General features: G+C 56.0%; 11 protein-coding genes and 3 tRNA genes. 7 read left to right on the top strand and 7 right to left on the bottom strand.

Annotation, left to right across the window (positions count from 1 at the left end):
* Positions 1-26 precede the first annotated feature (26 nt).
* Positions 27-1,358, bottom strand: coding sequence for an amino-acid N-acetyltransferase (gene argA, locus BMW97_RS10630; protein WP_023294467.1), 1,332 nt, complete (start codon positions 1,356-1,358; stop codon positions 27-29).
* A gap of 227 nt (positions 1,359-1,585) precedes the next feature.
* Between argA and amiC the strand changes: the two genes are divergently transcribed.
* A complete protein-coding gene (gene amiC / locus BMW97_RS10625) occupies positions 1,586-2,839 on the top strand; it encodes an N-acetylmuramoyl-L-alanine amidase AmiC (protein WP_021242006.1) in 1,254 nt (417 codons plus the stop codon).
* An 87-nt stretch (positions 2,840-2,926) separates the two neighbouring features.
* On the opposite strand, the gene BMW97_RS10620 is transcribed toward amiC, so the two are convergent.
* The 3 genes from BMW97_RS10620 to BMW97_RS10610 form a co-directional block, all read right to left on the bottom strand.
* Positions 2,927-3,003: transfer RNA gene (locus BMW97_RS10620), tRNA-Met, on the bottom strand.
* Between the two features lie 44 nt (positions 3,004-3,047).
* A tRNA-Met gene (locus BMW97_RS10615) sits at positions 3,048-3,124 on the bottom strand.
* 44 nt (positions 3,125-3,168) lie between these two features.
* Positions 3,169-3,245: transfer RNA gene (locus BMW97_RS10610), tRNA-Met, on the bottom strand.
* A gap of 208 nt (positions 3,246-3,453) precedes the next feature.
* On the opposite strand from BMW97_RS10610, the gene mltA reads away from it, so the two are divergent.
* Both mltA and tcdA read left to right on the top strand, forming a co-directional pair.
* Entirely contained in the window at positions 3,454-4,551 is a 1,098-nt protein-coding gene (gene mltA / locus BMW97_RS10605; protein ID WP_045908460.1) for a murein transglycosylase A, read from the top strand.
* Positions 4,552-4,626: 75 nt separating this feature from the next.
* A complete protein-coding gene (tcdA, locus tag BMW97_RS10600) occupies positions 4,627-5,433 on the top strand; it encodes a tRNA cyclic N6-threonylcarbamoyladenosine(37) synthase TcdA (protein ID WP_045908461.1) in 807 nt (268 codons plus the stop codon).
* On the opposite strand, the gene csdE is transcribed toward tcdA, so the two are convergent.
* Together csdE and csdA are read right to left on the bottom strand one after the other, a co-directional pair.
* Positions 5,424-5,870, bottom strand: a complete 447-nt coding sequence (gene csdE, locus BMW97_RS10595) for a cysteine desulfurase sulfur acceptor subunit CsdE (RefSeq protein WP_045908462.1) — start codon at positions 5,868-5,870, stop codon at positions 5,424-5,426. The two genes, tcdA and csdE, sit on opposite strands and share 10 nt — an antisense overlap.
* A complete protein-coding gene (csdA, locus tag BMW97_RS10590; RefSeq protein WP_045908463.1) occupies positions 5,870-7,075 on the bottom strand; it encodes a cysteine desulfurase CsdA in 1,206 nt (401 codons plus the stop codon). The genes csdE and csdA overlap by 1 nt, the downstream gene beginning before the upstream one ends.
* Before the next feature lie 192 nt (positions 7,076-7,267).
* On the opposite strand from csdA, the gene BMW97_RS10585 reads away from it, so the two are divergent.
* The 4 genes from BMW97_RS10585 to rlmM all read left to right on the top strand — a co-directional run bounded on the left by BMW97_RS10585 (position 7,268) and on the right by rlmM (position 10,290).
* Complete coding sequence (locus BMW97_RS10585) at positions 7,268-7,495, top strand: YgdI/YgdR family lipoprotein (protein WP_008499648.1); 228 nt, start codon at positions 7,268-7,270, stop codon at positions 7,493-7,495.
* Positions 7,496-7,844: 349 nt separating this feature from the next.
* Positions 7,845-8,762 (top strand): glycine cleavage system transcriptional regulator GcvA, encoded by a 918-nt coding sequence (gene gcvA, locus BMW97_RS10580; RefSeq protein WP_008499647.1) that lies wholly within the window; start codon positions 7,845-7,847, stop codon positions 8,760-8,762.
* 39 nt (positions 8,763-8,801) lie between these two features.
* Positions 8,802-9,197 carry a DUF423 domain-containing protein gene (locus BMW97_RS10575; protein ID WP_008499646.1) on the top strand — a complete coding sequence of 132 codons (396 nt, stop codon included), beginning with the start codon at positions 8,802-8,804 and terminating at the stop codon, positions 9,195-9,197.
* Positions 9,190-10,290, top strand: coding sequence for a 23S rRNA (cytidine(2498)-2'-O)-methyltransferase RlmM (gene rlmM, locus BMW97_RS10570; protein WP_045908464.1), 1,101 nt, complete (start codon positions 9,190-9,192; stop codon positions 10,288-10,290). Before BMW97_RS10575 ends, rlmM begins: the two co-directional genes overlap by 8 nt.
* Before the next feature lie 62 nt (positions 10,291-10,352).
* Here the strand turns inward: rlmM and xni are convergent, their stop codons facing one another.
* Complete coding sequence (gene xni, locus BMW97_RS10565) at positions 10,353-11,108, bottom strand: flap endonuclease Xni (protein WP_021241892.1); 756 nt, start codon at positions 11,106-11,108, stop codon at positions 10,353-10,355.
* Positions 11,109-11,148: the final 40 nt, after the last annotated feature.

The following is an 11,148-nucleotide window of genomic DNA, read 5'->3' as shown; positions in this document are numbered from 1 at the left end:
CCTCGCCGGACGGTGAGGGCGTCGTATCATCCCAGGTCCGCCATCAGCACTTTTGAACGGCGCTGATAGTTGTACATCTCTTTCTTCGTTTCCGGCAGGGAGTCGATATCCACCGGCGTGAACCCGCGCTCCTGGAACCAGTGAATGCTGCGCGTCGTCAGGACGAACAGCTTGCTCAGCCCCATCTGGCGCGCCTGTGCCGCCACGCGCTCAAGCAGCATTTCACCGCGTGAAGAGCTGCGGTAATCAGGATGCACCGCCACGCAGGCCATTTCACCGATCTTCTCTTCCGGGAACGGATAAAGCGCGGCGCAGGCGATGGTCAGGTTATCGCGCTGAATAATGGTGAATTTGTCGATCTCCATCTCCAGCTGCTCGCGTGAACGACGCACCAGAATACCCTGCTGTTCCAGCGGGCGGATCAGTTCCAGAATACCGCCGATATCGTTGATGGTGGCGCGGCGTATCTGCTCCGCGCTCTCCATGACAATCTGCGTACCAATACCGTCGCGGGAGAACAACTCCTGCAGCAGGGCGCCATCTTCCTGATAGCTGATCAGGTGGCTACGGCGCACGCCGCTGCGGCAGGCCTTCACGGCGCCACGCAGGAAGCGGACGGTGCCGGAGTAGTAATCGCCTTCGGCTTCCAGCGCCTCCACGCGGGCCTGGGCTTCATTCGGGAAGAGTTCCGGCACGATCGTTCCTTCATCGTTCACGACCCCCTGGGAGGAGCAGAACCCAATCATTTTTTCCGCCTTCAGCTTGATCGCCAGCTGCGTGGCGATCTCTTCTGAGGTGAGGTTAAAGCTTTCGCCGGTCACCGAAACGGCGACCGGGCCCATCAGGACGATGGCTCCGCTGTCCAGCTGGCGGTGTATGGCTTCTTCATCAATACGACGAATGCGGCCGCTGTGGCAGTAATCCACGCCATCGTCCACGCCGAGCGGCTGGGCAATGATGAAGTTGCCGCTCACGACGTTGATATGCGCGCCCTGCAGCGGCGTGTTGTTCAGGCTCATGGACAGGCGAGCGGTAATATCCAGCTGCAGCAGACCCGCCGCCTGCTTCACCAGCTCAAGGGTTTTGGCATCGGTGACGCGGGTATGCTTGTGGTAAATCGGCTCGTGGTGGTGAGCGGCCAGGTTGGCGTCGATCTGCGGGCGCGCGCCATAGACCACCACCAGGCGGATCCCCAGGCTGTGCAGCAGGCCAATGTCATTGACGATGCTGGAAAAATTTTCATGCTCAATGGCTTCGCCGCCAAGCATGATGACAAACGTTTTTCCCCGATGGGCGTTGATATAGGGAACAGAATGGCGGAATCCCTGGACCAGTTCGGTTCTACGTTCCTTCACCATGGCACAACCCTTAATGAATGTTTATTCGTAATTTCTGTATTTTTATTCGATTGTGGCCGCGTGTGCAAGCGCAAATTTTCCGCGACCCACAGAAAATGATAAGTAATCCGTGCGTTAGCGTATGATTGTTTACCCTTTTATAGATGACAGTTTATGCGTCATTCGTTAAAGTTTTCGGTCAATCTGGACATTTTGTATATCAGTCAGTGTTCTTGCTCGGGAGAAGCATGTCGGGATCCAATTCAGCAATAAGCCGCCGCCGTTTGTTAAAAGGGGCCGGGGCAATGTGGTTGCTTAGCGTCAGCCAGGTCGGTCTTGCCGCCACCAGTCAGGTCGTGGCGGTGCGCGTCTGGCCATCGTCGACCTATACGCGCGTGACGGTCGAATCCAATCGCGTGCTGAAATATAAGCAATTTGCCCTCAGCAACCCGGAACGTGTGGTGGTGGATCTCGAAGGCGTTAATCTCAACTCCGTGCTGAAAGGGATGGCGGCGCAGATCCGCGGCGACGATCCGTTTATTAAATCGGCACGCGTCGGGCAGTTCGATCCGCAAACCGTGCGCATGGTGTTTGAACTGAAGCAGAACGTGAAGCCGCAGCTGTTTGCCCTGGCGCCTGTCGCGACGTTCAAAGAGCGCCTGGTCATGGATCTCTACCCGGCCAATGCGACGGATATTCAGGATCCGCTTCTCGCTCTGCTGGAGGACTACAACAAGGGCGATCTGCAGCGTCAGGTTCCGCCGGCGCAAAGCGGTCCGCAGCCGGGGAAAGCAGGGCGCGATCGTCCGATTGTGATCATGCTCGATCCAGGCCACGGCGGCGAAGACTCCGGCGCGGTGGGGAAATACCGCACGCGTGAAAAAGACGTGGTTCTGCAAATTGCCCGTCGTCTGAAGGCGCTGATTGATAAAGAAGGCAACATGCGCGCCTATATGACGCGTAATGAAGACGTCTTTATTCCGTTGAAGGTCCGGGTGGCGAAAGCGCAGAAGCAGCGCGCAGATTTGTTCGTCTCAATCCATGCGGATGCGTTTACCAGCCGTCAGCCAAGCGGCTCGTCGGTGTTTGCGCTCTCAACCAAAGGCGCAACCAGTACCGCTGCGCGATACCTGGCGGACACTCAGAACGCCTCGGATCTGATCGGTGGCGTGAGCAAAAGCGGCGATCGCTACGTCGACCACACCATGTTCGATATGGTGCAGTCACTGACCATTAACGACAGCCTGAAGTTTGGTAAAGCGGTGCTGGGCAAGCTGGGCAACATCAATAAGCTGCATAAGAACAGCGTTGAACAGGCCGGATTTGCGGTACTCAAGGCGCCGGACATCCCGTCCATCCTCGTTGAAACCGCATTTATCAGTAACGTGGAAGAGGAGCGTAAGCTCAAGACGGCAAAATTCCAGCAGGAAGTGGCGGAGTCGATTCTGGCAGGGATTCGTGCGTATTTCTCTGACGGGGCGACGCTGGCGCGGCGCGGGTAGATCTTTTGGCCGGGTTTACGCCCGGCAAATTCACAAACGACAGATACAAAAAAACACCCTTAAGGGTGTTTATTGTTTTAGAAGTGTTGGTTGCGGGGGCCGGATTTGAACCGACGACCTTCGGGTTATGAGCCCGACGAGCTACCAGGCTGCTCCACCCCGCGTCCGTCTTTCTACTCTTGTAGAAGCTTACTTCTTCAAATTTTATTGGTTGCGGGGGCCGGATTTGAACCGACGACCTTCGGGTTATGAGCCCGACGAGCTACCAGGCTGCTCCACCCCGCGTCCGTCTTTCTACTGTCGTAGAAGATACTTCATCAAATTTTAATTGGTTGCGGGGGCCGGATTTGAACCGACGACCTTCGGGTTATGAGCCCGACGAGCTACCAGGCTGCTCCACCCCGCGTCCGTGGATGCGCACTATACTCGGATAGGTTTGTGATGCAACCCCTTTTTCACATTTATCATGATTTTGTATGCAAATTGAACGACATGGCGCTATTTGGACTATTTTTTGCGCAAAATTTGCCAAAGGGCATGCGATCGCATTTCATTAGCCCTGGCGGTTTGTTATCTTCATCACGCGGAAATGGGCAACTTAAAGACGAGACAGAATGAAAGGACGTTGGGCGAAGTATCTGATGGCGGGCGCAATGGTAGCGATTCTTGCGGCCTGTTCTTCCAAACCGACCGATCGCGGTCAACAGTATAAAGACGGGAAGTTATCCCAGCCTTTCTCTTTAGTTAATCAGCCTGATGCTGTCGGCGCACCGATTAATGCCGGTGATTTCTCCGAGCAGGTCTACCAGATCCGCAACGCGTCACCGCGTTTATATAGCGCACAGAATAACGTTTATAGCGCGGTACAGGACTGGCTGCGGGCGGGCGGCGATACGCGCAACATGCGCCAGTTTGGTATCGACGCCTGGCAGATGGAAGGGGCCGATAACTACGGCAACGTTCAGTTTACCGGCTACTACACCCCGGTTATCCAGGCGCGACACACGCGTCAGGGCGAGTTCCAGTATCCTATCTACCGTATGCCGCCAAAACGCGGTCGTCTGCCGTCGCGCGCCGAAATCTACGCCGGTGTGCTGAGTGAAAATTACGTTCTGGCCTACAGCAACTCCCTGATGGATAACTTCATCATGGACGTTCAGGGCAGCGGCTACATTGATTTTGGCGACGGTTCACCGCTTAACTTCTTCAGCTATTCCGGTAAAAACGGCCACGCCTATCGCAGTATTGGCAAGGTGCTGATCGACCGAGGCGAAGTGAAGAAAGAAGACATGTCGATGCAGGCGATCCGCGAGTGGGGCGAAAAGCACAGTGAGGCCGAGGTGCGTGAGCTGCTGGAGCAGAACCCGTCGTTTGTCTTCTTTAAACCGCAAAACTTCGCGCCGGTGAAAGGGGCGAGCGCGGTACCGCTGATTGGCCGTGCGTCGGTTGCATCGGATCGTTCGATTATTCCTGCGGGCACCACGCTGCTGGCAGAGGTCCCGCTGCTGGACAACAACGGCAAGTTCAACGGCCAGTATGAGCTGCGTCTGATGGTGGCGCTGGACGTCGGCGGCGCGATCAAAGGTCAGCACTTTGATATCTATCAGGGCATTGGCCCGGATGCAGGCCACCGTGCAGGCTGGTATAACCACTACGGACGCGTGTGGGTACTTAAGGCCGCACCGGGTGCCGGAAACGTATTCAGCGGCTGATTGTGGTATTCTGAGCGCAATACGGATTACTGTTCAGGGTGAGGAGAACCTCACCCTTTTTACATCTGAGGTGTTATGTCTGTGGTAATCAGCGATGCCTGGCGCCAGCGTTTTGGCGGCACGGCACGTCTCTATGGTGAAAAAGCCCTGCAGCTGTTTGCGGATGCGCATGTCTGCGTCGTGGGCATTGGTGGTGTGGGGTCGTGGGCCGCAGAAGCGCTGGCGAGAACCGGTATTGGCGCAATCACGCTGATTGATATGGATGACGTGTGCGTCACCAACACCAACCGTCAAATCCACGCCCTGCGTGATAACGTCGGCCGGGCAAAATCTGAGGTCATGGCGGAGCGCATCCGTTTGATCAACCCGGAGTGCCGCGTGACGGTGATCGACGACTTTGTGACGGCAGATAACGTCGCGGAGTACATGAGCAAAGGCTACAGCTATGTGATTGACGCCATCGACAGCGTGCGTCCAAAAGCCGCGCTGATCGCCTACTGTCGTCGTTACAAGGTCCCCCTGGTGACGACCGGCGGCGCGGGCGGGCAAATCGATCCGACGCAGATCCAGGTGGCCGATCTGGCGAAAACCATTCAGGATCCTCTTGCCGCCAAGTTGCGTGAACGCCTGAAAAGCGACTTTAATGTTGTGAAAAATAGCAAAGGCAAGCTGGGCGTTGACTGCGTGTTCTCGACCGAAGCGCTGGTCTACCCGCAGGCGGATGGCTCCGTGTGTGCGATGAAAAGCACGGCGGAAGGGCCAAAAAGAATGGATTGTGCCTCAGGCTTTGGCGCGGCCACCATGGTGACCGCTTCCTTCGGCTTTGTGGCGGTGTCTCACGCCCTGAAGAAGATGATGGCGAAGGCGGAACGTCAGGCCTGAGCCTGACGGGCGGCGTCCAGTACCGCGTCGCTGAGCGCGATCAACCCCTGACCGCGCGAGGCGCTGAGCTGCGCGCGCAGCCCCAGCTCATCAAATAACGCCAGCGGCGAGTGCGCCAGCAGTTCCGCCGCGCTTTTCCCTTCCACTGCCGTCAACAATACGGCCAGCAGACCCCGAACGATACGGCCTTCGCTGTCGCCGAAGAAGTGCAGTTTCTCGCCGGACACGCTTACGCCCAGCCAGACGCGGTTTTCACAGCCAGCGATCTCTTTCGCCTGCGCCTTGAGATCGTCAGAGAGGGTCGGTAATTGCTTACCAAGAAGAATCAGCTGGCGATATTTATCTTCCCACTGTGAAAGCGGGGCAAAGGTCTGTTTTAACGTCTCTTCAGTGATGACGGTGCCAAACGGATGTCCGGCTAAAGCAGCGTGAGTCATTAATCCACCAGTATTTCAAGCGCGCGGTCAACGGCAGCGACCAGCGCGTCAACATCGCTTTGTGTGTTATAGGGCGCGAACGAGGCACGCAGCGTACCGCTCACGCCGAGCGCCGCCAGCAGCGGCTGCGCACAGTGCTGCCCGGCGCGCAGGGCGATGCCATACCCGGCCAGCAGCGTCACCATGTCGCTGTGATGCACGCCCGTAAAATCAAAGGCGAGCAGGCTTGAGTCCTGAACGCGGAACGAGCGGAAACCCGGGCGCTTTTTCAGTTCTTCCTCTGCCAGCGTCGCCAGTCCCCGGCTCCAGCTTTCAGCCTGAACAACGTCTGTTTCTGCCAGCCACTCCAGCGCCGCGCTTAGGCCAATGACACCCGCCACGTTCGGCGTACCGGCTTCCAGGCGGTAAGGCACATCCTGCGTTTTGAAACCGTCAAAAGTCACTTCGGTGATCATCTTGCCGCCCCCTAGCCACGGCGTCATTTTTGCCAGCAGTTCCGGCTTGCCGTACAACGCCCCTATACCGGTTGGTCCGTAGAGCTTGTGCCCTGAGAAAGCATAGAAGTCGATATCCAGCGCCTGTACGTCGGCCGGGAAGTGCACCACGCCCTGCGCGCCGTCGACCATCACCACCATACCGCTGGCATGGGCTATCCGAATAGCCTGAGCCAGGTCCGGGCAACCACCGGTAACGTTGGACATCTGTCCGAGCGCCAGAATGCGGCTGCGGGGGGTAATCAACTCGGGGAGACGGGCCACATCGGGCAGAAGGTCTGCGCCAAGCGGAAGCTTCACCACACGTGCACCCGTTTGTTCGGCCACCATTAGCCACGGCACCAGGTTGGCGTGATGTTCCGCCTCGCTGATGACGATCTCATCACCCGGCTGAAGAAGCGGGCGCGCGTAGCACTGGGCCACCATATTGATGGCCTCGGTGGTGCCGCGCGTCCAGACGATGTTCTTCCCGCTTTCGGCATTGATCAGGTGCGCAACCCGATCGCGCGCCGCTTCATAGCGCGCGGTTAATCGCTGCGCTTCGGCAAACTGGCTGCGATGCACGTTCCCGGCGCTCAGGCTGTAGAACTGCTGCGTGGCGTCAATGACCGCCTGTGGCTTGAGGGCGGTGGCGGCACTGTCCAGATAAATACCGGCATCGGCCAGCGCCGGAAACTGTGCGCGGAACTGCGCAGGACTGAAAGCGTTCATGGGATTCCTCATTTCAATATCACGATCGTCGCGCAATTTCAGCGGCAGGGCAAGGAGGTTGATATCTATCGGAATTGTCTGCTTATCCAGATGACCCCAAAAAAGCAGGTTATGCTAAATAGTGTTAGGCGGATGTTTTAGCCTGTTATAAATCGAGGTTTGAATAGCATTAATTGCTAAAGGAGAATAATCATGAATAAGACAGCTGCAATCATCTCTGCCTGTGCGTTTACTTTTGCCCTGAGCGCCTGTTCCGGTAACAACTACGTGATGCACACCAACGATGGTCGTTCCATCGTTTCGGAAGGGAAACCGACAACCGATAACGATACCGGGATGATTTCGTACAAAGATGCTAACGGGAACAAGCAGCAGATCAACCGCACGGACGTGAAAGAGATGAAAGAGATCGAGCATTAACAGATCGCAGGCGAAAAAAAAGCACCGCAAATTGGCGGTGCTACATTAATCACTATGGACAGACAGGGTAAATGTACAGGAAGTGAAAAATTGGTAGCGTTGCTACCGTGGTCTGAATCGCAGACCAATTGCAAACACAACAACACAACATCACAACCGTAAGCCAAAAGCCCTTCAGAACACGCATTCCGAAAAAAGCTCTTCGTTCCGGCTCAGGAAGTGCCGCCACTATAGGTATTTGCTGGTAGTTCCTCAACGGACAAATTATAATGGCTCAGATAAAAAAAACTAATAGGTTAAGCGTTGTTTCCTATTTGTTAAATTCCGTTAACATCTAAGCCAGATAACCATGTCAAAGCGATTGCCCCCCCTCAACGCATTACGTGTTTTTGATGCAGCAGCACGTCACCTGAGCTTCACCCGCGCAGCCGATGAGCTTTTTGTGACACAGGCCGCAGTAAGTCACCAAATCAAGTCTCTGGAGGATTTTCTGGGCCTTAAGCTGTTTCGTCGACGCAACCGCTCGTTGCTGTTGACCGAAGAGGGGCAGAGCTATTTTCAGGATATTAAAGAGATTTTTTCGCAGCTCACTGAAGCCACGCGTAAGCTACAGGCCCGCAGTGCAAAAGGTGCCCTGACTGTCAGTTTATTGCCCAGTTTTGCCATTCAGTGGCTGGTGCCAAGACTCTCAAGCTTTAACTCAGCTTATCCGGGGATAGACGTTCGAATCCAGGCCGTGGATCGTCAGGAAGACAAGCTGGCCGATGACGTGGACGTCGCGATTTTTTATGGTCGCGGTAACTGGCCGGGCTTGCGTGTTGAGAAATTATACGCAGAATATCTCCTGCCGGTCTGTTCTCCCCTGCTGTTAACGGGTGACAAGGCGCTGAAGTCCCCCGCTGACCTGGCGCAGCATACGCTTTTACATGATGCCTCTCGACGCGACTGGCAAACTTATACCCGTCAATTAGGTCTTACTCATATAAACGTGCAGCAGGGACCCATCTTTAGCCACAGTGCGATGGTGTTACAGGCTGCCATTCACGGGCAGGGCGTGGCGTTGGCGAACAACGTCATGGCGCAGTCCGAAATTGAGGCAGGTCGCCTGGTCTGCCCTTTTAATGATGTACTGGTCAGCAAGAATGCGTTTTATCTGGTTTGTCATGACAGTCAGGCAGAACTGGGTAAAATAGCCGCCTTCCGGCAGTGGATACTGGCGAAAGCGGCAAGCGAGCAAGAAAAATTCCGCTTCAGGTATGAACAATAACGTTTGTGTGCCGGGCACGCATTAATTCAGGACTTAAACATGACCAGCCGATTCATGCTGATTTTTGCCGCGGTGAGTGGCTTTATTTTTGTTGCACTGGGCGCCTTCGGCGCACATGTCTTAAGCAAGTCGTTGGGCGCTGTAGAGATGGGCTGGATCCAGACCGGCCTTGAATATCAGGCGTTCCATACGCTGGCGATCTTTGGGCTGGCGGTGGCGATGCAGCGCCGTATCAGCATCTGGTTTTACTGGAGCAGCGTCTTCCTGGCGCTGGGCACGGTGCTTTTTAGCGGCAGCCTCTACTGTCTGGCACTTTCGCATTTACGCCTGTGGGCGTTTGTTACACCTGTCGGCGGCGTCAGCTTCCTGGCGGGTTGGGTATTAATGTTTATCGGAGCTATCCGTCTGAAACGCAAGGGCGTTGTTCATGAATAAGGTTGTTTTATATTGTCGCCCGGGGTTTGAGAAAGAGTGCGCCGCGGAAATTACCGATAAAGCGGCGAAGCGCGAAATCTTCGGCTTTGCTCGCGTAAAAGAAAACGCGGGTTACGTGGTTTTTGAATGCTATCAGCCTGAAGATGCGGATAAGCTGGCACGCGAGCTGCCGTTCAGCTCGCTGATCTTTGCGCGCCAGATGTTTGTCGCGGGTGAGTTGCTGAAGGATCTTCCCCCGGAAGACCGCATCACCCCCATTGTCGGCATGCTGCAGGGCGTGGTGGAGAAGGGCGGCGATCTGCGCGTTGAAGTGGCGGATACCAACGAAAGTAAAGAGTTGATGAAATTCTGCCGTAAGTTCACCGTTCCGCTGCGTGCGGCGTTGCGTGATGCGGGCGTGCTGACGAACTACGAAACGCCGAAGCGTCCGGTGGTGCATATCTTCTTTATCGCACCGGGCTGCTGCTATACGGGCTATTCGTACACCACCAACAACTCTCCTTTCTTTATGGGCATCCCGCGTCTGCGCTTCCCGGCCGATGCGCCAAGCCGTTCCACGCTCAAGCTGGAAGAGGCGTTCCACGTCTTTATCCCGGCGGATGAATGGGATGAGCGTCTGGCAAATGGCATGTACGCCGTCGATCTCGGCGCGTGCCCGGGCGGCTGGACCTATCAGCTGGTGAAACGCAACATGTGGGTATCGTCTGTTGATAACGGTCCGATGGCGCAAAGCCTGATGGACACCGGGCAGGTCATCTGGCTGCGTGAAGACGGCTTCCGCTATCGCCCGAACCGTAACAACATCTCATGGATGGTGTGCGACATGGTTGAGAAACCGGCGAAAGTGGCCGCGCTGATGGCCTCCTGGCTGGTAAACGGCTGGTGTCGCGAGACCATTTTCAACCTCAAGCTGCCGATGAAAAAGCGCTATGAGGAAGTGTCGCAGAACCTGGCCTACATTCAGGAGCAGATGGACGAACACGGGATTAACGTGGAGATCCAGGCACGTCAGCTGTATCACGACCGCGAAGAGGTGACGGTGCATATTCGTCGCTGGTGGGCGGCCGTAGGCGGGCGTCGCGACGAGCGATAGTACGTGCTTTGTTTTGCCCGGTGGCGCTGCGCTTACCGGGCCTACAAAACCGTGTCGTCGCTTTAACGTTCTAATCTTAACTGCTGTAAATTCCCGTCCAGCTGTAAATCCGTCTGTAGCGTTGCGATTTCCCGGCAGATAAACGCCATCTCTTTATGCGCCTCCAGCTTCTTGCGCCATTTTTCTGGCACCTCGTCCAGACGCGCGTAAATGCCTTCCAGACTCTGAAAATCGGTCAGCAACTGCGCGGCGCTCTTCGGCCCAATCCCGGCCACTCCCGGTACTTTAGAACTGCTGATGCCAGCCAGGCCCCAGTAATCCGGCAGTTGCTCTGGCGATACGCCAAACTCGCTGGCGATGAACGGCGCGTCCAGCCAGCGTTTTTGAAAATAGTCGCGAATACGGATAGTGGGGGAGAGCAGCTGGCAGTAGCCTTTGTCTGTAGAAACGATAGTGGCCTGATGCCCGGCACTCGCCACCTTTACGGCCAGGGTGGCTGCGAGATCGTCGGCTTCATTTCCCTGTGCGCCCCAGCAGGGGACGCCCCGCTGTTCAAATGCGGCGCGCAGCATGGGCAATTCGGCGTGAAGATCGTCCGGCATCGGTGCGCGTCCTGCTTTGTAGTCGGGCAGACGCTGGTGCCGCCAGCCCGTATTGCGGGCTTCGTCATCAAATACCGCGACCGCATGGGTGGGTTCACTGTGGCGGATAAGCTGTTCCAGCGCGTGCAGGCAGGTGTCTTTACAAGGCGTCCCCTGTACCGCATGGATACGGCGAATCAGGTTAAGTGCATCGACGATAAGTAAATGAACGGCCACAGATAATCTCCCTTCTATCTAATGCATGAAGGGTAACACT

The organism is Enterobacter sp. NFIX58 (assembly GCF_900110475.1).
GTDB classification, from domain to species: domain Bacteria; phylum Pseudomonadota; class Gammaproteobacteria; order Enterobacterales; family Enterobacteriaceae; genus Enterobacter; species Enterobacter quasiroggenkampii.
The sequence above is the reverse complement of the archived record's forward strand: the minus strand, read 5'-3'. Positions and strand labels throughout refer to the sequence as shown.